We start from the raw sequence: 22020 nt of genomic DNA, 5'->3' as shown, positions 1-22020 counted from the left end.
AATAACAATGACCATTTATAATAAAAACATACTTGGCAGTACGCTCTTACTATCACTACTTTTAATGATTACAGCTTGTTCTACAGAAGAACAACCAAATATGAGTGAAAAAGATGTTGCTAGGGATTGGGCCAACATGACTTTGTACATTACCCAATATACCCCATCTAACTCCCCTACATTTGCCTCAAGAGCATTTGGTTACACCGGTTTAACCATGTATGAATCTATAGTACCAGGTTATAAAGAATATAGTACAATGAACAATCAGGTTACTGGTCTAACCATGTTACCAACAATAGATACGGACAAAGAATATAATTGGATACTATCTCTTAATGCAGGTCAGTCAGAAATATTGAAGAATATTTATGTTCAAACATCAGATGAAAATATCCAAAAAATAGATTCCCTTGAACAGGTTGTTTACGATCAATTTAAAACAAGTGTTGCTCCAGAAACGGTGAAGCGCTCTATAGAATATGGTAAATCTGTTGCAAAAGTAATTTTTGAATGGAGTAAAACAGATGGAGGTCATAGAGGATACTTATACAATTTTGACAAATCTATGGTTCATCCAGACAGACCGGGAGCATGGAAACCACCATTGTTCGCACAGTCTTTTAGCCATCATCCATTACACCCACATTGGGGCGAAAATAGAACCTTTGCTCCTATCAATAAAACAATTGAGGATCCACAAATGATACCTTATGACACACTTCCAGGGTCTGCCTACTACCAACAATTTGAAAATGTTTATCTAAAAGATTTAGAATTGACCCAATTAGAAAAGGAAGCTGCCATTTGGTGGGGAGATGACCCTGACGTTAGCTTTACACCGCCTGGTCACTCGTACTATTTTGCTACGTTGGCAGTAGATGGGCATGATCTTTCACTTATAGAAAGCACCCAAGTGTATGCCCAAGTAGGCATGGCCGTGGCAGACGCTTTTATTAATTGTTGGAAATGGAAATATCTTTTCTTTACGGAAAGACCTAATACCTTTATCCCAAAGTACATTGATGAAGAATGGGAATCTTTTTGGCCAGACCCGCCATTTCCTTCATTTCCATCTGGACATGCAATACAAGCCGCCGCTGCCGCAACCATATTAGAACATAATTTTGGCAAGGAATTCACTTTTACCGATATGGCACACGAAGGAAGAGAACGAGATGAGTTAAAAGAAACCGATTTTGTCGTTCGTTCTTTTGACACCTTTTGGGAAGCTGCACAAGAAACTGCAGATTCTAGATTTTACGGCGGTATACATACTCAACTTGACAACGAGGTAGGATTAGAAAAAGGAGTGGAAATCGCAAAAAATGTTTACACCCTTCAATGGAAGAATATAAATGAAAAATAACACCACTATAACGCCCACATATTTTTTGGCAGTACTTTTTTTCTGCGGATGCCTAATTAACGCACAAGAAACTTTTGTTGATGTTACAGAGCATGCAGGTATTGAACACCAATACGAAGTATATGAAGGAACATTTGGTGGCGGTGTAACCGTTTTCGACTTTAATAACGATGGCTTTGAAGATCTTTATATCACTAGTGGTATACAAGCGGACAGATTATATCTAAATAAAGGAAATGGTACGTTTGAAGACGTTTTTAAAGGCTCTGGTCTAGAGGTTACCAATGAGTATGTTACCCAAGGTGTGGTCAGTGCAGACATCAATAAAGATGGGTTTAGAGATTTGTTCATTACAACAATCACAACTACAGATGGTAAAAATGTAATACCTAGGGCAAAAAATCTATTGTTTCTAAATAATGGAAATGCCACGTTTACCGACATTACAAAAGCATATGGTTTAGAAGAATTCAACTCTTTTAGTACAGGTCCAAGTTTTGGAGACATAGATGCCGACGGATACCCAGATCTTTTTGTTGGCAATTACTTCCAAGAATTTACCGGAAAACTAGGTATTATAAAAGACGCAACTATAGTTAGTGCAAACCAAACCGCAAGAAGTTATTTACTAAAAAACAATCTAGGTAAAAGCTTTAAAAATGTGTATGATGACTATGGCTTAGGCCATAAAGGTTTTGGGTTTGGTGGTGTTTTCACCGACTTCGACAATGACCAAGACCAAGACTTATTGGTGAACCAAGATTTTGGTTACAAAGCAGTGCCCAACTTCCTGTACCAAAATGAATATCCTAATGATCGCTTTGAGGACGTAAGTAAGCAAACCGAAATGGATTTAAAGATCAACGCTATGGGAGCGGCTGTTGGTGATTATAATGGGGATGGATGGATGGACTATTATGTTACCAACATTAAATTCAATATGCTTATGGAAAACCAAGGCAATGGTAATCCGTTTGTAGATAAGGCTAAAGAATTGGGCACCTACAATTTAGCCATAAGCTGGGGCGCCAATTTTGCCGATTTTGATCATGACGAAGATTTAGACCTTTTTGTTTCCAATGGTGATTTAAACCCCAACTGCACCCCAATGGGCAATTTCTATTTTGAGAACAATGCCAATACGTATACCGAAAAGGGACGTGAACTTGCTATTAACGATTATGGTATTGGTAGAGGTTCGGTAATTTTTGATATGGACAATGATGGAGACATGGATTTACTGGTCGTAAATCAAAAACCTATTCTAAACTATCCTATTGCGTCAACCACCCGCTTATTTAGAAACGACACTGCAAGAGGAAATTGGTTAAAAATAGCTTTAAAGGGCGTACAAGCAGAAAGCAATGGTATTGGTTCTAGGGTAACGGTAATTGCGAACGGTAAAAAATTCATTAGGGAAATAGATGGCGGTGGGTCTAGTCATATTTCTCAAAACTCGGTCATTGCACATGTTGGCCTGGGTACAACCACCAAAATAGATTCCGTCATAGTAAACTGGTCTGGTGGCAACACTCAAATTATTACCAATATTAAAGCCAATCAATTATTAGAAATTGTAGAAACAGCCCAACCCAAAAAGCCCTTATTCAATTTTTGGTACTTCATTGGTGCTCTATTTTTAATAATTACAGTCCTATATCTATACCGCAACAAGAGAAGTTAAACAGCTGATTATATTATCTTTACACATTTTACAAAATTAATTTTTAAAAAAATTCCTTAAAAATGCAATAGGTTTCAAATTCTGCGTCTTTATAAGTGAAGACCAATTGAAAAAGCTCTTGGATGGCATCTGACCAAAAAGATAACACAAACCTGAATAGTTTTTTTGAAGAAGAATATAGCTCGATCAAGCGCTACATTCAATCTAAAATTAAACAAACATCAGAAAGTGATGCCGAAGATATTATACAAGATGTTGCTTTACGTATTTTCTCTAGACCTATAGACGCCTTACCAATACATAACATTGGTGGTTATGTGTATAATGCCGTCAAAAATAAGATTACAGATATATTACGTACCAAAAGAACACGGTTTGATGACCAAGAGCAACTAGAACAACTCTGGACAGATTTTACCTATTTGTTCTATGATCAATCTTCAAATGAATACCCTGCACTAATACAAGAAAAACTAAAGATTGCCATAGAGGAATTAAAGCCTGTCTATAGGGATATCATAGTTGCAGTTGATTTTGAAAATTACAGCTACAAAGAAATTTCAATGGAAACCGGTATACCTCAAGGCACACTAATGTCCAGAAGACATAGGGCACTTTCAATACTTCTTAAAAAAATAGAACATTAAAAAATAGCATTATGAAATCTAATTTGGAAAAAACCATGGAAAAATCAGCTCAATATTATGTTTATAAAGCGTTCAAAATTCTCATGTATATTTTACTAGGGATCATTATAGTCTTTTTAGTAGGCTACATTGTTATGCGTTTATGGAATTGGCTTATGCCAGATATTTTTGGATTACCTCAAATAGACTACTGGAAAGCTCTTGGCATACTACTATTATCTAAAATAATCTTTGGTTTTGGTGGTGGTGATGGTCCTAACAACAAAAAAAAGAAAAAGGATAAACACAAGAGATTTTCAAAATTTGATCCATGCAAACCTATGAGAACAGATTTTTCCAAGTGGAAACACTATGATGAATTCTGGAAGAATGAAGGCGAACAAGCTTATAAAGAATACGTGGCACATAATGAATCTATAAACAACGGATGAAGTTTCTAAACGACATTAACAAATTGTAAAACTTTGGAAACTTTTACAGTTTCTAAAGTTTCCTGATGTATATTTGCATTCGTTATGAAAGAAAAAATACGGAATACGGCATCACAGCTATTCTTGGAACGCGGTTTTAAAAGTATAACAATGGATGATATTGCCAATGAAATAGGCATGTCCAAAAAAACAATCTACAGCGAATATGAAAATAAGACTTCGCTTGTTGAAGATTGCGTTATGGCTAAGTTTTGTGTTTTAAGTGAGGGTATAGATCTAATAATAGCTATGGAAAAGAATGCTATTGAAGAATTATATGAGATCAAAAGATTTGTAATGTCCCATTTGAACAACGAAAAAAGCTCTCCTCAATACCAATTAATGAAATACTACCCTAAAATCCATAAATCGCTAAAACTTATGCAATTTGAAAAAATGCATAAGTGTGTGCTTTTAAATGTAGAAAGAGGGTTAGCTCAAGGGCTTTTTAGAGATAATGTAAATCCTGAATTTGTAGCTCGAATATATTTTAGCGGAATGAACACCATTAAAGATCAGAATATTTTTCCTTTAGACCTTTTTCCTATATCTGAACTTATGGATTCATTTTTGGAATATCATATACGAGGTATAGTTACTCCTAAAGGGAAAACCATATTAAATAACATCATCAATTCAAATCAAGAATAAATGCGAAATCAATTAGTAATCTTAATCACTGTTCTAAGTCTAAACTTAGGTCTATCACAAGAACAGACGTATTCTTTTACCTTAGATGAGGCAATTCAATTTGCTTTAGAAAACAACTACGCCGCTATAAACGCCAATAGGGACATCATAGATGCCCAAAAGCAAAAATGGGAAACTATTGCGGGTGGCTTACCTCAAATAAACGGATCAGTTGGGTATCAAAACCAGTTAAAACAACCCGTTACCCTTTTGCCAGCAGAGCTTGTTGGGGGTGCGGCAGGTGAGTTTATTCCGGTAGTATTTTCCCAACCCCAATCTTTGACTGCTACGGCAACCTTAACCCAACAAATTTTTGATGGGTCATACATTGTTGGTGTTCAGGCAACAAAAGCCTTTTTGAGCTATAGTGCCAATAATAAAGAAAAAACAGAGCTAGATGTTAGAAAACAAGTAGTTGAAGCCTACGGCAACGTTTTATTGGCAGAAGAATCGGTAAAGATTTTAGAAAAGAATAAGGCGAACCTTGAAAAAAACCTTTACGAAACAACCAAATTGTACGAAAACGGGTTAGGAGATGAGGAAAGTGTTGATCAATTGCAGATTACGTTATCTTCTATTGAAAATCGATTACAGAATGCACTTAGACTAAAAGAGATTACCTTACAAATGCTCAATGTTAGTTTAGGTTTAGACTTAAATGCACCAACGCAATTACAAGAAAATCTAGAAGACCTTACCGTTTCTAAAATGGATCTTAGCATACTAAGTACAGCTTTTAATATCAGCGACAATGTAGATTATAAACTTGCCGAAAACTTAAACGAGCAACGTTATTACGAATGGAAATTGTCTAGAAGTAGAGCCCTACCCACTTTAAACGCTTTTGTAAACTATGGTAGTTCTTCCTATTCAGAAAGTTTTGATTTCTTTAGTGGAGACCCAGAATGGTTTGATTCTTCCATATTTGGCTTTGATCTAAACATACCAATATTCAGTTCTTTAAAGCGTAGTGCCAGTACACAACGTGCAAAAATTGCGTTAGAAAAGGCAAAAACACAATTAACGGAAGCAGAACAACAAATTAGATTACAGTTAGAGAACGCCAAGAACGACTATACGTTGGCCATTAACAATTATGAAACGGCAAAACAAAACCTTTTACTTTCTGAGCGTATAGAAAACAAAAATCAAATTAAATACAAAGAAGGATTGGCTACCAGTTTTGAGTTGCGCCAAGCACAAACCCAACTATATACCACTCAACAAGAGTTTTTACAGTCAATGGTTGAGGTTATCAATAAAAAAACGGATCTAGAAATTATACTAAATACAAAATCCTAAATAATCAATCATAAAAAAAACGATCATGAAGAAATTACCTATTTTATTAATAGCCGTCATAAGCCTTTACTCATGTGGTGGTGAAGATCAATCGGTAGCTGAAATTCTTTCGGGACAAAATCTTGAGGCCATAAGAGCCAAAAAAAATGAAATAACTACCCAGCAAAAACTGATAGATGCCCAACTAAAATCTTTGGACTCTGCAATTGCCATTTTGGGCAATGAAGAGAAGTTACCTTTAGTAAATACATTAACAGCCAAAAAGGAAATATTTAATCACTATCTGGAATTGCAAGGAGATGTAAGTACCAAACAGAATGTACTGATCTACCCAGAAATGGCAGGTACCTTACAAAGGGTATACGTTAAAGAAGGGGACCGTGTAAGCAAGGGACAAGTTCTTGCGACCATAGATGATGGCGGAATGTCAAGTCAATTAAACCAATTAAAGACACAGGCATCTTTAGCCAAAACTACTTTTGAACGTCAAGAACGTCTTTGGAATCAGAATATTGGATCGGAAATTCAGTACCTACAGGCAAAAACGAATTATGAAGCGGCCGAAAACATGGTATCACAAGCGCAAAGCCAGTTAGGCAAGTCTACGATCAAAGCTCCATTTTCAGGAATCATAGACAATGTAATTAAAGACCAAGGTACTGTGGTTGCACCAGGACAGGGATCTGAAGTATTTCGCATAGTTAACTTGTCTGATATGTATATTGAAGTAGAAGTGCCGGAAGCCTATTTAGGCAATGTTACAAAAGGAAAGGAAGCTTTGGTCTATTTTCCTATACTAGGTGATAGCGTTGTTACTAAGATCAGGGAAACGGGTAATTTCATCAATCCGTCTAACCGTTCTTTTGAAGCTGAAATACCGGTACCGAACAAAGAAGGTAAAATTAAACCTAATCTTTCGGCAAAAGTGAACATTAATGATTACACCAGCGAAGATGCAATTTTGATACCAACAAGTATAATCTCTGAAAATGCCGATGGAGAACAGTATGTATTTGTAGCAGATGAACCAAATGCAGATGGAGAATCAATCGTAAAAAGAACCATAATCACCACAGGTAAAACCCAAGGTGCAGCTATAGAGGTCTTAACAGGATTAAACGACGGAGACCATATTATCAAAGAAGGAGCAAGAAGCGTCAAGGATGGTCAAAAAGTTAAAATTAAAAAATAAAGATCGATGAGTAAAGTAAAAAAGAACGCCGATAAGGAATTCGGTCTTTCATCATGGTCCATAGATAACCCCTCGGTTATTTATGTCATGATCGCCATTTTTCTTTGGTTAGGTTTCAGTGCTTATATGGCTATGCCCAGAGAAGACTTTCCTGAAATCATAGAAACCAAAATTTATATCAGTACACCCTACCCTGGCAACACTGCCGAGGATATTGAAAAACTGATTACAGACCCTTTAGAAGATAGATTAAAGAACGTAAGTAATGTAGTAGAGATCACATCAACCTCTCAAGAAGATTACGCAATTTTAACCGTAGAATTCGATGAGGACATAACCGTAGAACAAGCCAAACAAAAGGTTAAGGACGAAGTTGATAGTGAAAAGGCTAGTGAAGACTGGCCAACATTCAACGGAGCTAAGGTAGAACCAAATGTTTTCGACTTAAATTTCTCTGAAGAAGTTCCCATCATGAACATCAATTTTACGGGAGATTATCCTGTAGAAAAACTGAAGGAATTTGCAGAGTATCTGCAAGATGAAGTTGAAGACCTACCAGAAATTAAACAGGCCGATATTCGTGGTGCCCAAGATCTAGAAGTAGAAATTGGCGTGGACATATATAAGATGATGGCCGCTAAAATTAGTTTTCAAGATGTTATCAATGCCATTAGCAATGGTAATATGACAATGTCGGCTGGTAACCTGAAAACAGTTGGTCAAAGACGTACCATTCGTATTTTAGGCGAAGTAGAAGATCCAAAAGAATTGAACAATTTTGTGGTCAAGTCTGAGAATGGCGCCGTGTACCTTAAGGATATTGCATCCGTTAATTTTCATGCTAAGGATAAAACCACCTACGCCCGTGAGTTTGGTAAGAATGTAGTCATGCTCGATGTAAAGAAGAGAGCTGGTAGAAATGCGATATCTGCCGCAGACAAAATCAAAGAATTGGTCAAGAAGGAAGAAGCTGATTATTTTCCGCCAGATCTTAATATTTCTATTGCCAATGATTCTTCTACTAGAACTTTGAACCAGGTAGACGATTTAGTGAACAACATCATATTCGGAATCATTTTAGTTGTAACCGTTTTAATGTTCTTCTTAGGATTTAGAAATGCCCTATTCGTTGGTTTTGCCATACCTATGTCAATGTTCATGTCTTTCGTAATATTGTCATGGCTTGGTTATACGCTAAATACCATGATCTTATTTGGTATGATCATGGGGCTTGGTATGCTGGTAGATAACGGTATTGTAGTGGTAGAAAACGTTTACCGATTAATGGACGAAGGTCTTTCTAGAACCGAAGCTGCTAAAAAGGGTATTGGTGAAATAGCCTACCCCATTATCATTTCTACCGCAACAACAGTAGCGGCATTTGTACCGTTAGGATTATGGCCAGGTATTTTTGGGCAGTTTATGATTTATTTCCCTATCACACTTTCTGTTGTATTGGGATCCTCCTTGTTCGTGGCCATTTTCATGAACTCTATGTTGGTTTCTAAATTTATGAGTACCGATGAAAAAGAACTGACCCTAAAGCAGCTTATTCGTATGAGTATTATTTTGGGGGTATTGGGAGCTTTGATCTTAATATTTGGTGGTGCTATGAGAGGCTTAGGATCTGTATTGATCTTAACCGGTATCATGTTCTGGGTATATAAATATGTAATTAAAGGTGCGGCCATACAATTTCAGCGTAAAACTATGGTTCGTTTTGAAAATTGGTATGAAAAACGTCTAAAGCACGCCCTTAGAGGTAGTAATGTATACTGGTATTTTGGTATTACCTTTTTTATGTTGATCGGTGTATTTATGTTATTTGGCATGTCGGTTGGTAGTGGACGTACTAAAATTGAGTTTTTTCCGGACAACAAACCGAATGAAATCTATGTGTATGTAGAGTATCCTGAAGGAACCTCTATTGAAAAAACCAATGAAATCACCAAAGAGGTAGAAGATCAAGTATACGCCATAATGGATGACCCTAAGTACAAAAAGAATGGGGAAAACTTTATGATGGCCTCAGCGGTATCGGTAGTTGGTGAAGGTGCCGGTAACCCATTAACAGATGGTGGTTCTTCGGCAGAAATGCCACATAAGGGTAAAGTAACCGTAAACTTTAGTGAGTACAAATATAGGGAAGGTCTGAACACAGAAGACATCAGAGCTCGTGTACAAGCTGCATTGCAAGGTATTTACCCTGGTGTTGCCATTTCCGTAGAAAAAGATGCCAATGGTCCGCCAGCTGGTTTCCCTATTAACATTGAGCTCGAGGGTAGCGATTATAATGAACTCATTAATACTGCCGAAGACATTAAAAACTTCATCAACACCAAAAATATTGCAGGTATAGAAGAGTTAAAAATTGATGTGAACAAGGGCAAACCTGCCATGCAAGTAATAGTTGATCGTGAAAAAGCCGGTGAACTTGGTGTGGCCGTTGGTCAGGTAGGTAATCAATTAAGACGTTCCATTTTTGGTGAAAAAGCAGGCGTATATAAAGAAGATGGCGAAGATTATGACATCAACGTTAGATTCAACGAAGATCTTAGATATAATAAAAGTGCATTATTCAATCAAAACATCATTTTTAGAGACCCATCTAACGGTCAAATCAAAGAAATACCAATTTCTGCCGTAGCCAAAGAGAAAAATACCTCGGGCTTTAGTGCCATTAAACATCGTGATGGTAAACGTGTAGTAACCATTTACTCTGGATTAAAACCTGGCTTTACAGATGCTGGTGCTATTGTAGCGGAAATACAAAGAGAAATGGAAAGTTTTGATGGTACTCCGTCAACCGTTAAAATAGATTACACCGGTCAACTGGAAGAACAAGCAAAACAACAAGCCTTCTTAGTAGGTGCCTTTTTCTCTGGATTAGGATTGATCATGCTTATTTTAATATTCCAGTTTGGTGGTATTTCAAAGCCATTGATCATTATGATCGCCATTTTCTTGAGTTTTATTGGTGTATTTGGAGGGTTAATGATCACCGGATGGTCTTTTGTTATTATGATGACCATGATGGGTATTATCTCACTGGCAGGTATTGTTGTGAACAATGGAGTGGTACTCCTAGATTACACACAGATACTGATAGACCGTAAAAAGATTAGATTAGATATGGACGACAGCGACCTATTGACTATTGAAGATGCTACAGATTCTATGATCGTTGGTGGTAAGGCAAGATTAAGACCTGTAATTCTTACGGCAATTACAACAGTGCTTGGTCTGATCCCTTTGGCAATAGGACTAAATATAGATTTCTTTTCACTGTTCTCAGAATTTAACCCTAAGATCTATATGGGTGGAGACAACGTAATATTCTGGGGGCCATTAGCGTGGACGGTTATCTTTGGTTTATTAGTTGCCACTTTCTTAACCTTAATTATAGTACCGGTATTATTCAATATTGTATACCGTATAAAAATAAAATTTAGAAACTGGGGAAGTAACAGTACAGATAACAATGAGCAATTGGAAAGTGCTGCTTAAGCATCTCTAAAAATTGATATAAAAAAAGCCCGTATTCATTTGAATACGGGCTTTTATATTTGAATTAGTTGATTTACTTGTTGCTTACAACAGGATCTTTTTTGCTTGCTTTAGAAACACTTGCAATTCTATTGTTGTCAAAATTAACTTCACTTCTTACATCACCTTCCCAAAACAACCACTTACCGGTTCTAACACCGCTATCATAGTTACCCATGGCTATCTTCTCTCCCTTTTCATTGAACATTTTCCATTGCCCATCTAGCTTTTCATTTACAAAATAACCTTCTTGGGATTTCTCTCCATTAGCATGAAAGTATGTAGCTTTTACTTTATCTCCATCTTTTTCAAAAACTGGATCAATTTGAGCGTATGCTCCAAACGACAATGCCATTACGGCAATAATTAGTATCTTTTTCATAATTATATATTTTTTTTGATTACTGATTTCTTGTATGATAACGGTATAAAGATACAATTATTTTGCAATTAATCAATGTTTAGGTAACTTTTACATAACATTAAATTAACATTGAAGACATAAAATACTATTTATCAATACGTTAACCTTGTTCACAAAGGTTGTTTCGTAAAACCGGTCATCGAGTAAAACCTGCATTTAATATAGACCTACTATGAAATAGACTTCTTAAATTTGCCCTTTCATTAAAGCAAGTATTATGTATAGAAGCCATTCCTGCGGGGAATTAAGAGAATCACATATTGGTACCACAGTTACCCTTTCTGGGTGGGTTTCCAAAACAAGAGATAAAGGTTTTGTTGTTTGGGTAGATATTCGTGATCGCTATGGTATAACACAATTAGTGCTTGATGAAGATCGTACTTCTAAAGAATTATTGGAGCAAGCAAGAAACTTAGGTAGAGAGTTTGTTATTCAAATAAAAGGTGAGGTTATTGAAAGAGCATCAAAAAATGCAAACATTCCAACAGGGAATATAGAAGTTTTAGTTTCTGAATTGACCATTTTAAACGAATCTAAGACTCCGCCATTCACTATTGAGAACGAAACTGATGGTGGCGAAGACCTGCGAATGAAGTACAGGTATTTGGACATCCGTAGAAAACCGGTACAAAACAACCTTATTTTTAGAAGTAAGGTAACTATGGAAGTTCGAAAGTTTTTATCTGGCGAAGGCTTTATAGAAGTGGAAACTCCGTATTTAATAAAATCCACTCCAGAAGGTGCAAGAGATTTTGTTGTACCTAGCCGTATGAACGAAGGGCAGTTCTATGCATTGCCACAATCGCCGCAAACCTTTAAACAATTATTGATGGTTGGTGGTTTAGATAAATACTTTCAAATTGTAAAGTGTTTTAGGGATGAAGATTTACGTGCAGACAGACAGCCAGAGTTTACACAGATAGATTGCGAAATGGCATTTGTAGAGCAAGAAGATATTCTTAATGTATTTGAGAACTTAACCAAATACCTTTTAAAAGAAGTTAATGGTGTAGAAATAGACTCTTTCCCAAGAATGACCTATGATGAAGCCATGTCTAAATATGGGAACGACAAGCCAGATATTCGTTTTGGAATGGAGTTCGGGGAATTAAATACTGTAGCACAACATAAAGAATTTGGTGTATTCAATTCCGCTGAATTGGTTGTGGGTATTGCGGTACCAGGTGCAGCATCTTACACTAGAAAAGAATTAGATGCCTTGGTAAATTGGGTAAAGCGCCCACAAGTTGGTGCTAATGGAATGGTGTACGTAAAATGTAATGAAGACGGAAGCTTTAAATCTACCGTAGATAAATTTTACGAACAAGACGATTTGGCAAAATGGGCATCGGTAACCGGTGCTAAACCAGGAGACCTTATTTGCGTTCTTTCCGGCGACGCCAATAAAACAAGAACACAGTTAAGTGCGCTACGTATGGAAATGGCAACCAGATTAGGGTTGAGAAAGCCAAACGAGTTTGCTCCATTATGGGTAGTTGATTTCCCATTATTGGAACTTGATGAAGAAACGGGTCACTACCACGCCATGCACCACCCGTTCACATCTCCAAAACCAGGTCAATTAGAATTATTGGACACCAATCCAGGTGCTGTTCGCGCCAATGCTTATGATTTAGTATTGAATGGTAATGAAATAGGCGGTGGTTCTATTCGTATTCATGATAAAGAAACACAGGCAACCATGTTCAAGCACTTAGGTTTTACTCCCAAGGAGGCAAAAGCACAATTTGGTTTCTTGATGGATGCCTTTCAGTACGGAGCACCACCTCATGGCGGATTGGCATTTGGTTTAGATAGACTCGTAGCTATTTTAGGCGGACAGGAGACCATACGTGATTTTATTGCATTCCCTAAAAACAATAGCGGTAGAGATGTTATGATTGATGCCCCTGCCCCAATTGACAACGAACAATTAAAAGAATTGAACTTAAAGTTAGATATTCAAGAATAACCGTTCTTGATTTCCCAACATAATTAAAAATCCTGCCCAAGTGCAGGATTTTTTGTTCTTCACTGGCTTCAATTTTTACAATAAAAGAAGTAATATCCATGTAAGGTATTTTTTGTTAAATTCACTTTGTGAAAAAATGGATAAAAATTTTATTGTTTAGTATATTGGGCATTCTGCTCATATTAAGTGTTTTTGCTGGGTATTTTTACTACAAGTTCGAAAAAGCTTATGATACCACCGACAAACCTTATAAAAACTATATAGGGTATATTGATCAGGAGAAAGCATTACTAAATGATGTCTATTCTTTATGTGATGATGGCAATATTTATCATACGTATAGTGGAGCGGGTTTAAATGCTTACGCAAATACCAAAAGTCAGTTCAGAAAAAACTTGGCAAAATATTACCTAGGAGATACTTTTGATGATTCAGGGTATTTAAATTTTCGTTTTTTAGTGAATTGCGAAGGAAATCCAGGTTGGTTTGAAATCATTCAAATGAATATAGATTTAGAGGAAGAAGAATTAAATACAAAAATGGTAGATTCTCTTTTAAATTTTACTGCAATGCCCCAAAACTGGAATGCTCTTGAATTTCAAGAAGATTCTAGTAATTATTACATGTACGTTTCATACCGAATAGAAAATGGAAAAGTGGTCGAAATTATTCCTTAGTAGTTTTACGTTCTTGTTATTTATTTCCTGTGGAAAGAGTGACAACGCAAAAGAACCAAGAACCCTAGCCGAAGAAAGGTTTAAAGATGCTACTTTCTATATGCAAGGCTCAGTTGCTTTTCAAAATGGTATTGCTGAAGCTGTTTCAATAGACCCAACCTTTGAACCTGGGGTTTATGAACTTTCTGTAGCCGATTTAAAACGAGGTCTACCCAATGAATGGCTTCCACAATATAACAAAGCGGTAGTATTAAATCCTGAACAACGAATTCCATGGCGAGGTTACCTCTACTTATGGTTTTATAGAGATTATGAAAAGGCTATCGCAGATTTTAATGCATCAGATACGATAACCCCATATTTAGATTATCCACAAGGGCATAGTGTAGATTTTTGGCGTGGTATTGCTTACTTAGGGGCAAAAGACTTTGATAATTCTATTGCTTATTGGGATAAACATATTACCAGAGAAACTGAAGATTCCGGTGAAGATTGGGTAGAATTAGAAGCGTTTCTTTATAGAGGCATAGCCTATTACGAATCCGATAACAAAGAAAAAGCAAATGAGAATTTTGACAAAGTCATACAATACTTCACCAACTCTGCAGATGCCAAGTATTATAAAGCAAAACTATTATTAAATGAAGGCCATAAAAAGGCAGCTCTAAACATGATCGAAGATGCCATTGTAGATTTTAACAACGGCTATTATAACAATAGAGCATATGTTGAAACACTTCGTCAAATTTACTTATTAGATTTAGAAGAACTTAAATCAAAAATCATAGCAAGTAATTAAATACCTTTGATGGCTACTAACGATATGGTTATACAATGCCCATACGAACAAACAATTTCTTAAGGCGTATTTATAAGTGGAGATATAAGAACATCTCACAAAAGACCTTTATTTACATTTTAAGTGTTGTTGTTGGCTTATTGGCCGGTTTAGCATCGGTTACCCTTAAGAACATCACTTATTTTATTGAGGCATCTCTAGAGAAAGGAATTATTTTCTCTAGCAATCAATTATATTTCATTTTACCAATCGTAGGTTTAACCTTGGTGTTTCTCTACGTAAAATATGTCCACAAAGAGAAGTTGAAACATGCGGTTTCTTCCATTCTTTTCTCCTTATCAAAAAACAAAGGTCATATAGATGTTAAACAAGTATACACTCAATTGATCATTGCTCCCTTAACCGTTGGTTTTGGTGGTTCGGTGGGGTTATTAGGTCCTGCAGTGGCAACCGGCGCTGCAATAAGTTCTAACCTTGGGCGATTGTTTCATATCAACTCTAAGACAAGGTCCTTACTAATTGCCTGTGCATCGGCCGGTGCAATATCATCTATTTTTCAATCGCCCATTGCGGCTATTATTTTTGCGGTAGAAGTATTTAGCCTAGATCTTACGATGATATCAATGTTACCATTATTATTGGCATCCATAAGTGGCGTACTTACCTCCTACTTCTTTATGGGCAATGAAGTATTGTTCAATTTCTCGATCAATGAACCGTTCCAAGTAAAAGACACCCTATTCTACATCATTTTAGGCGTTGGTACCGCCATTGCATCGATCTATTTTACTAAAATGTATTTTGGCATTATCAACTTGTTTAAACCATTAAAGAGTCCAAAGTACAGACTTTTAGTAGGCGGTTTGGCTATTGGAATTATGCTTTATTTCATACCTCCGTTATATGGTGAAGGTTTTTCCTTTATAAACGACTTGCTAAAAGGAGACCATATTAATGCCTTGGGAAAAACCCCTTTTGACGCTTACATTGATAATATTTGGATCGTTATTGCATTACTGTTCGGTATCACCATTTTTAAAGCTGTAGCAATGACCACTACGTTAGCGGCCGGTGGGGCCGGTGGAATTTTCATTCCCACCATGGTCATGGGTAGCGCTTTAGGAAATGTAGTAGCTAAACTGATCAACAATTCAGGCTTGGGCTTTTCAGTATCAGAAAGTAATTTCACCTTAATAGGCATGGCAGGCTTAATTGCCGGTGTACAACATGCACCCTTAACGGCTATTTTCCTTATTGCAGAAATAACTGGCGGTTATGCCTTGTTTGTTCCGTTAATGATTACTGCATCTATCTCATACATTATTACAAAAAACACGGTAGATTACACCATTTACACCAGAGAGCTGGCAGAAAGTGGTGAACTATTGACTCATAACAAAGATCAAGCCGTACTTACCCTTATGGACCTAGACACCGTGATAGAGACCAATTTTAAAACGGTACATCCAGAAATGACATTGGGGGAAATGTTACATGATTCCGTTGCAAAATCTACCCGAAATATATTCCCCGTGGTTGATGCCCATCAAAAATTTTTAGGTATTATCCTATTGGACGATATTAGGGAGTTCATGTTCGATACTAAACTGTACAACACTACAAAAGTAGAAACCTTTACGCATAAAGCACCGGACCATATTTATTACGGCATTGATACCATGCAGATCGTAATGCAAAAATTTCAGGATAGTGGGGCGTGGAATTTACCCGTTGTAAAGAATGGAAAATACATGGGCTTTGTATCCAAATCTAAACTATTGACCGCCTACAGAAGAGAATTAATAAGATTTACCAAATAAAAAATAGCAGTCGCTCAAGATAAAAGTAATAAAATGAAATACCTTATTTCCCTTATAGTTGTAATCTCCTTTGGATTGATTATTTACGGATTCACCTTAGATAACAGTCAAGAAGCTTTATCCCATAAATATATAGGTTCTGGTACCTTAGGATTGTTTTTATTGGCAATGCCACTCTTCTTAATCAAAGAGAGCAAAGGGAAAAAATTCAAAGATTATATGCTCACAGATGAAAATGTAAGAAAAATGCAAGGAAAAGAGCCTAGAAACACTGATAATCAAGACTCTCCAAAAAATTAATAGGGCAATTCGCTACCAATCAACGCAAAATTATATTAAATTAGAATCATAATATTAAAATTTCAATACAATGATTGGTACCGTCAAATTTTACAACGAATCTAAAGGTTATGGGTTTATAACCAATGAAGAAACTGGAAAAGATATTTTTGTTCATGCCACCGCATTACATGGCACTGAAATTAGAGAAGGTGATAGAGTGAGCTATGAAGAAGAAGAAGGAAGAAAAGGTACGGTTGCCGGACAAGTTCAGGTACTATAATTTATTTTCTTTTTTATCAAAAACATCAATAAACCACGCTTTTGCGTGGTTTATCAATTTACAGCTAAGTTTTACTTTCTCTTTTTAGCGAAGAATTCTTGCAACAAACTAGCCGACTCCACCTCTAAAATACCACCTATGATCTTGGTTTTGGGGTGTAAGGTGGTACCCATTGCACCACAACCACGTTCTATATCTTTAGCCCCATAAACTATTCTACCTATCTGGCTCCAATATAGGGCTCCTGCACACATTTGGCATGGCTCTAAGGTTACATATAAAGTACAATCTTTCAAGTATTTTCCCCCAAGAAAATTAGCGGCAGATGTTATTGCCTGCATTTCCGCATGTGCGGTAACATCATTTAATTTTTCGGTAAGATTATGTGCTCTGGCAATAATTCTATCTTGCACCACAATTACAGCACCTACGGGCACTTCACCAGCTTCAAGAGCATATTCGGCCTCTTGAAGGGCTCTTTTCATAAAATAAGTATCATCGTAAGGTAAAACCATAAGGTCAAAAATACGATAGTTTCATTTTTAAAAAAGTATTTTTGTCCCATTATACCCACAGTTTGAAATCGATACTAGAACATATCAATTCACCGAAAGACCTAAAACCTTTAAATCAGGAAAATTTAAGGCAATTGGCTACTGAGCTACGTGAATTTATTATAGATATAGTTTCTGTAAAAGAAGGCCATTTAGGTGCCAGTTTAGGCGTTGTGGAATTGACCATTGCACTACACTATGTATTCAACACCCCTATGGACAAGCTTATTTGGGATGTTGGTCACCAAGCTTACGGCCATAAAATACTGACCGGTAGAAAAGATATTTTTGACACCAACCGTCAGTTTGGAGGTATTAGTGGATTTCCAAAAATGAAAGAAAGTGAGTTTGATGCTTTTGGTACAGGACACAGCTCAACTTCTATTTCTGCATTATTGGGAATGGCATTGGCAGCACAACTACAAGGAAAACCAGAAAGGCAACATATTGCAGTAATTGGCGATGCATCTATTGCAAGTGGCATGGCATTTGAGGGGTTAAACCATGCAGGAGAAACCAAAGCCAATATGTTAATTGTTTTAAATGATAATGCCATGGGGATCGATCCAAGCGTTGGTGCATTAAAGAAATACTTGACCAACGTAAAAACAGGATCCGCTAAAGAAGAGAACATTTTTGAATGCCTTAATTTCCATTATACCGGTCCGGTAGACGGTCATGATTTGCCATCCTTAATAAAAGAATTGGAAATTTTAAAGCATGTTGATGGTCCTAAACTTTTACATATTATTACTACAAAAGGCAAAGGGCTGCAAAAAGCAGAGGAAAATCAAGTAACCTACCATGCACCCGGTAAGTTCAACAAGCAAACGGGAGAGTTGCAAAGGAAAAATGTCGCTCTTGAACCTCCAAAATTTCAAGATGTTTTTGGAAAGACCATAGTGGAACTGGCATTAAAAAATGAAAAAATTGTGGGTATTACGCCTGCCATGCCAACAGGTAGTTCTTTAAAATATATGATGGCCACAATTCCAGAAAGAGCCTACGACGTAGGTATAGCCGAACAGCATGCCGTTACCCTGGCTGCAGGTATGGCCACTGATGGCATGGTTGTTTTCTGCAATATCTATTCTACCTTTTTACAACGTGCATATGACCAGGTAATTCATGATGTGGCCTTGCAAAATTTACCTGTAATTTTCTGTTTGGATCGTGCAGGTTTAGTGGGCGAAGACGGACCAACACACCATGGTGTTTATGATATCTCTTATTTAAGATGCATACCTAACCTTGCTATTTTTTCCCCATTGAACGAAGAAGAGCTAAGAAATATAATGTATACCGCTCAGTTAGGGTTAGACCACCCAATTGCCATTAGATATCCACGAGGTAGGGGAAAAATGTTGAACTGGCAATTACCTATGAAAAAACTTCCCATAGGTAAAGCTGTAGTATTAAAGAAAGGACATAAAATTGCTATTCTAAGCACCGGACCTATAGGAAATATGATATCTGAAATGATAGAAGAATTGAACCAACCCGATGCTATAGCGCATTACAACTTTCCTTTTATAAAGCCTCTGGATAACAAGTTATTAAAAGAAATACTTTCAAAATTTGAACATATCATCACCTTAGAGGACGGCGCGGCGATTGGCGGATTTGGCAGTGCAGTGTTAGAATTTGCAAATAATATTGGAATCCATAAAATAATTAAGATATTTGGAGTTCCTGATTTCTATATCACCCATGGAGCTACAGAAAAACTCTACAAGGAAGCAGGAATAGATAAGATGTCCGTAAAACAATATGTACAACAGTTTCTATGAAAAGAATAGCTTTTAAACCTTATTACCTTTTACTACCCGCATTTCTTTTGTTGATCCAAATTTCTCATGGTCAAGATACTATACCGGCACCTATTATTGTTGACAGTGTAACCGTTGATAGTATTGCGGTAGACACCATTGTAATTAGAAGGACCGTAGATAAAATTTACTCTCCTAGAAAAGATGTAAACCTACAGATACCCAATATAGATTTTAAAAAAACCAAAACACTCCAAAAGGGATTTCAACGTTTTAGAGTACCTTCTTTTTGGGAAACTGAAAATAGTTTTGGTATCAATATCAGTGAAGTCGCCTTTGTGAATTGGAATGCCGGTGGTGATAACGCCATAAGTGGTCTAGGATTTCTAAAATTTGCCAGAAAATACAAGTTCAGTAACTTTCAATGGGAAAACAATTTAGAATTACGCTACGGTTTAAATGCACAAGAAGGGCAAAAATTAAGAAAAACCGAAGATGTCATAAGATTAACCTCTAATCTAGGCTTTAAAAAAGACAATACCAGCAGGTGGTTCTACTCGGTACAATTGAACTTTAATACCCAGTTTTCCAACGGTTACAAGTACCCAGATAGAGATACGCCTATATCAAGATTTATGGCTCCGGGTTACTTACTATTTGGTGCGGGTACATCATATATTACCAAAGACGAAAAATTTAACCTATATCTATCTCCTTTAACCCAAAAATCAACTTTTGTTTTAGATCAAGACTTGGCAGATAATGGTGCCTTTGGTGTGGAAGAAGCAGAATTAGATGCTGACGGCAACGTTATTACTCCTGGGGAAAATCACTTATTGGAAATTGGTATTCTTATAACCAATAATTTCAATTATAATATTGCCGACAATATTGAATTGAAAAGTAGGCTGAACCTCTATACCGATTATATTAAGAGTTTTGGAAACGTTGATGTTGATTGGGAATTAACCCTGAACATGAAGGTGAACAAATTTATTAGTACAAGCTTAGGCACCCAAATGATCTATGATGACGATATTCTTTTTGACGTAGTCAAAAATGATAACGGAACCATTGTTGATCCTGGAACACCAAAAATACAGTTTAAGCAAGTACTGGGCGTAGGTTTATTATACGGCTTCTAAAGAGTCTTGCCTTTTATTTTATTATGCATATGCACTGCGGCACTATCAGAAAGACTAGCCACGTAGCAACAAGTGTTTAAAACAATTTGATATAATGATGCGTCTGTTTGCTGGTAAAAACCCGGTAAGGTCCTTAAAATGAGTTTGTGATAATTAGATGCCGTATTGTTCTTTCTACCGATAAGCGCATCAATATACACATCTAAAATATCTGAAATGATGGTATAGCCGGCAATTTCTTTCTCTACCACTTCTTGCGATTGATATATTTTTTGAACGCTTAAGCTTATGATATCTTCAATTTGGGCCTTAAATTTACTTTTGTCCAATAAGGATACTTCAAAAGTACCGTTCATAATACTATCTTCATGTTCTATGAATATAGAGACCGCATCTTGAATTAAGGTATTTATAGCCAAGGCCCGCAGATAACTAAGCCTATCTTCCATATACTCCAAGGAATTATACTTCTTGGTATTTATAGTATCCTTAACCAATTTTATCAGGTATTCCAAAGCATAATCTTCAGAAATCAAACCTAAATTAATACCGTCTTCAAAATCAATTATCGTGTAACAAATGTCATCTGCGGCTTCTACCAAAAAGGTTAAAGGGTGCCTACCATAAGCAACGGAACCGTTTAGACTTCTGGCAGGTAAACCTAAATCTTTGGCAACCTCATCAAATATGTTTTTCTCACTTTGAAAAAATCCAAATTTCTTATCGCAAATGTGTTTGGAAGGTTTCTTGGGCAAAGATTCTTTAGGGTACTTCATAAATGCCCCTAAAGTGGCATAGCTTAAGCGTAGACCCCCGGACACTCCTGCCCTATCTTGTGTCAATAATCTAAATCCGTTTGCGTTACCTTCAAAGTCAATAATATCTTGGTATTCTACCGGCGTAAACTGTTCTTTAAATTTTAGTCCGTTTCCAGTTTTAAAATATTCTCCTATTGCTTTTTCCCCACTATGGCCAAAAGGAGGATTTCCAATATCATGTGCCAAGGCGGCCGCAGCGACTATAGCTCCAAAATCATTGAATTGGTAACCATGTACTTCTTTTAAATGCGGATGTTTCTCTATAATTTTTTTGCCCGCTAACCTACCTAAGCTTCTGCCAACAACAGATACTTCTAAACTATGGGTCAGTCTTGTATGAACGAAATCAGTTTTAGATAACGGAATAACTTGGGTCTTATCTTGAAGACTTCTAAAAGCGGATGAAAAGATGATACGATCATAATCAACATCGAACCCTAACCTAGTTTCATCTTGTTCATTTCTTAATCGTTTATTTTTATCGCCTTGTCTGCGTAATGAAAGTAGTTGCTCCCAATTCATTTTAACCCATTGTTTACAAGCCGCAAGATACGGCATTTACTACTTTTTAGCTTTTGAA

At 36.5% G+C, this 22020-nt stretch carries 19 protein-coding genes; 16 read left to right on the top strand and 3 right to left on the bottom strand.

Features of this window, described 5'->3' with window-relative positions:
• Window positions 1-7: 7 nt before the first annotated feature.
• The 8 genes from YQ22_RS09435 (at window position 8) to YQ22_RS09400 (ending at window position 10861) form a co-directional block, all read left to right on the top strand.
• Window positions 8-1369, top strand: a complete 1362-nt coding sequence (locus tag YQ22_RS09435) for a phosphatase PAP2 family protein (RefSeq protein ID WP_071340995.1) — start codon at window positions 8-10, stop codon at window positions 1367-1369.
• A complete protein-coding gene (locus YQ22_RS09430) occupies window positions 1359-3053 on the top strand; it encodes a CRTAC1 family protein (RefSeq protein WP_071340994.1) in 1695 nt (564 codons plus the stop codon). Before YQ22_RS09435 ends, YQ22_RS09430 begins: the two co-directional genes overlap by 11 nt.
• A gap of 122 nt (window positions 3054-3175) precedes the next feature.
• On the top strand, window positions 3176-3700 hold the full coding sequence (locus YQ22_RS09425) for an RNA polymerase sigma factor (protein ID WP_071340993.1): 525 nt from the start codon (window positions 3176-3178) through the stop codon (window positions 3698-3700).
• Between the two features lie 11 nt (window positions 3701-3711).
• Entirely contained in the window at window positions 3712-4131 is a 420-nt protein-coding gene (locus YQ22_RS09420) for a hypothetical protein (protein ID WP_071340992.1), read from the top strand.
• Window positions 4132-4215: 84 nt separating this feature from the next.
• Entirely contained in the window at window positions 4216-4821 is a 606-nt protein-coding gene (locus YQ22_RS09415; protein WP_058104372.1) for a TetR/AcrR family transcriptional regulator, read from the top strand.
• The gene (locus tag YQ22_RS09410; protein ID WP_071340991.1) at window positions 4822-6162 is read left to right on the top strand and encodes a TolC family protein; all 1341 of its coding nucleotides are present in this window, start codon (window positions 4822-4824) and stop codon (window positions 6160-6162) included.
• Between the two features lie 25 nt (window positions 6163-6187).
• The gene (locus YQ22_RS09405) at window positions 6188-7354 is read left to right on the top strand and encodes an efflux RND transporter periplasmic adaptor subunit (RefSeq protein WP_071340990.1); all 1167 of its coding nucleotides are present in this window, start codon (window positions 6188-6190) and stop codon (window positions 7352-7354) included.
• Window positions 7355-7360: 6 nt separating this feature from the next.
• Entirely contained in the window at window positions 7361-10861 is a 3501-nt protein-coding gene (locus YQ22_RS09400) for an efflux RND transporter permease subunit (protein WP_071340989.1), read from the top strand.
• A gap of 73 nt (window positions 10862-10934) precedes the next feature.
• Here YQ22_RS09400 and YQ22_RS09395 read toward each other — a convergent pair whose 3' ends face one another.
• Complete coding sequence (locus YQ22_RS09395; RefSeq protein WP_071342553.1) at window positions 10935-11282, bottom strand: toxin-antitoxin system YwqK family antitoxin; 348 nt, start codon at window positions 11280-11282, stop codon at window positions 10935-10937.
• A gap of 259 nt (window positions 11283-11541) precedes the next feature.
• Here YQ22_RS09395 and aspS point away from each other — a divergent pair, with 259 nt between their 5' ends.
• The 6 genes from aspS (at window position 11542) to YQ22_RS09365 (ending at window position 17154) form a co-directional block, all read left to right on the top strand.
• Window positions 11542-13296, top strand: a complete 1755-nt coding sequence (gene aspS, locus YQ22_RS09390) for an aspartate--tRNA ligase (RefSeq protein WP_071340988.1) — start codon at window positions 11542-11544, stop codon at window positions 13294-13296.
• 128 nt (window positions 13297-13424) lie between these two features.
• Window positions 13425-13973, top strand: coding sequence for a hypothetical protein (locus YQ22_RS09385; RefSeq protein WP_071340987.1), 549 nt, complete (start codon window positions 13425-13427; stop codon window positions 13971-13973).
• The gene (locus tag YQ22_RS09380) at window positions 13945-14772 is read left to right on the top strand and encodes a tetratricopeptide repeat protein (RefSeq protein ID WP_071340986.1); all 828 of its coding nucleotides are present in this window, start codon (window positions 13945-13947) and stop codon (window positions 14770-14772) included. Before YQ22_RS09385 ends, YQ22_RS09380 begins: the two co-directional genes overlap by 29 nt.
• Window positions 14773-14807: 35 nt before the next feature.
• Window positions 14808-16592 (top strand): chloride channel protein, encoded by a 1785-nt coding sequence (locus YQ22_RS09375; protein WP_071340985.1) that lies wholly within the window; start codon window positions 14808-14810, stop codon window positions 16590-16592.
• 33 nt (window positions 16593-16625) lie between these two features.
• Window positions 16626-16892, top strand: coding sequence for a hypothetical protein (locus tag YQ22_RS09370; protein WP_071340984.1), 267 nt, complete (start codon window positions 16626-16628; stop codon window positions 16890-16892).
• Between the two features lie 70 nt (window positions 16893-16962).
• The gene (locus tag YQ22_RS09365; RefSeq protein WP_058104381.1) at window positions 16963-17154 is read left to right on the top strand and encodes a cold-shock protein; all 192 of its coding nucleotides are present in this window, start codon (window positions 16963-16965) and stop codon (window positions 17152-17154) included.
• A gap of 71 nt (window positions 17155-17225) precedes the next feature.
• Here YQ22_RS09365 and YQ22_RS09360 read toward each other — a convergent pair whose 3' ends face one another.
• Window positions 17226-17669: a nucleoside deaminase gene (locus tag YQ22_RS09360; RefSeq protein ID WP_058104382.1), complete on the bottom strand. Its 444-nt coding sequence runs from the start codon at window positions 17667-17669 to the stop codon at window positions 17226-17228.
• A 62-nt stretch (window positions 17670-17731) separates the two neighbouring features.
• Between YQ22_RS09360 and YQ22_RS09355 the strand changes: the two genes are divergently transcribed.
• On the top strand, window positions 17732-19498 hold the full coding sequence (locus YQ22_RS09355; protein ID WP_071340983.1) for a 1-deoxy-D-xylulose-5-phosphate synthase: 1767 nt from the start codon (window positions 17732-17734) through the stop codon (window positions 19496-19498).
• A complete protein-coding gene (locus YQ22_RS09350; RefSeq protein ID WP_071340982.1) occupies window positions 19495-20622 on the top strand; it encodes a DUF3078 domain-containing protein in 1128 nt (375 codons plus the stop codon). The genes YQ22_RS09355 and YQ22_RS09350 overlap by 4 nt, the downstream gene beginning before the upstream one ends.
• Here the strand turns inward: YQ22_RS09350 and YQ22_RS09345 are convergent.
• A complete protein-coding gene (locus YQ22_RS09345) occupies window positions 20619-21962 on the bottom strand; it encodes a deoxyguanosinetriphosphate triphosphohydrolase (RefSeq protein ID WP_071342552.1) in 1344 nt (447 codons plus the stop codon). The genes YQ22_RS09350 and YQ22_RS09345 overlap by 4 nt on opposite strands.
• Window positions 21963-22020: the final 58 nt, after the last annotated feature.

It is taken from the genome of Maribacter sp. 1_2014MBL_MicDiv (genome assembly GCF_001865655.1).
GTDB classification, from domain to species: domain Bacteria; phylum Bacteroidota; class Bacteroidia; order Flavobacteriales; family Flavobacteriaceae; genus Maribacter; species Maribacter dokdonensis.
The sequence above is the reverse complement of the archived record's forward strand: the minus strand, read 5'-3'. Positions and strand labels throughout refer to the sequence as shown.

Coding starts and splice junctions, on each gene's coding strand:
- YQ22_RS09435 (WP_071340995.1), top strand. CDS start 8: ATGACCATTTATAATAAAAACATACTTGGCAGTACGCTCTTACTATCA.
- YQ22_RS09430 (WP_071340994.1), top strand. CDS start 1,359: ATGAAAAATAACACCACTATAACGCCCACATATTTTTTGGCAGTACTT.
- YQ22_RS09425 (WP_071340993.1), top strand. CDS start 3,176: ATGGCATCTGACCAAAAAGATAACACAAACCTGAATAGTTTTTTTGAA.
- YQ22_RS09420 (WP_071340992.1), top strand. CDS start 3,712: ATGAAATCTAATTTGGAAAAAACCATGGAAAAATCAGCTCAATATTAT.
- YQ22_RS09415 (WP_058104372.1), top strand. CDS start 4,216: ATGAAAGAAAAAATACGGAATACGGCATCACAGCTATTCTTGGAACGC.
- YQ22_RS09410 (WP_071340991.1), top strand. CDS start 4,822: ATGCGAAATCAATTAGTAATCTTAATCACTGTTCTAAGTCTAAACTTA.
- YQ22_RS09405 (WP_071340990.1), top strand. CDS start 6,188: ATGAAGAAATTACCTATTTTATTAATAGCCGTCATAAGCCTTTACTCA.
- YQ22_RS09400 (WP_071340989.1), top strand. CDS start 7,361: ATGAGTAAAGTAAAAAAGAACGCCGATAAGGAATTCGGTCTTTCATCA.
- YQ22_RS09395 (WP_071342553.1), bottom strand. CDS start 11,282: ATGAAAAAGATACTAATTATTGCCGTAATGGCATTGTCGTTTGGAGCA.
- aspS (WP_071340988.1), top strand. CDS start 11,542: ATGTATAGAAGCCATTCCTGCGGGGAATTAAGAGAATCACATATTGGT.
- YQ22_RS09380 (WP_071340986.1), top strand. CDS start 13,945: ATGGAAAAGTGGTCGAAATTATTCCTTAGTAGTTTTACGTTCTTGTTA.
- YQ22_RS09375 (WP_071340985.1), top strand. CDS start 14,808: ATGCCCATACGAACAAACAATTTCTTAAGGCGTATTTATAAGTGGAGA.
- YQ22_RS09370 (WP_071340984.1), top strand. CDS start 16,626: ATGAAATACCTTATTTCCCTTATAGTTGTAATCTCCTTTGGATTGATT.
- YQ22_RS09365 (WP_058104381.1), top strand. CDS start 16,963: ATGATTGGTACCGTCAAATTTTACAACGAATCTAAAGGTTATGGGTTT.
- YQ22_RS09360 (WP_058104382.1), bottom strand. CDS start 17,669: ATGGTTTTACCTTACGATGATACTTATTTTATGAAAAGAGCCCTTCAA.
- YQ22_RS09350 (WP_071340982.1), top strand. CDS start 19,495: ATGAAAAGAATAGCTTTTAAACCTTATTACCTTTTACTACCCGCATTT.
- YQ22_RS09345 (WP_071342552.1), bottom strand. CDS start 21,962: ATGAATTGGGAGCAACTACTTTCATTACGCAGACAAGGCGATAAAAAT.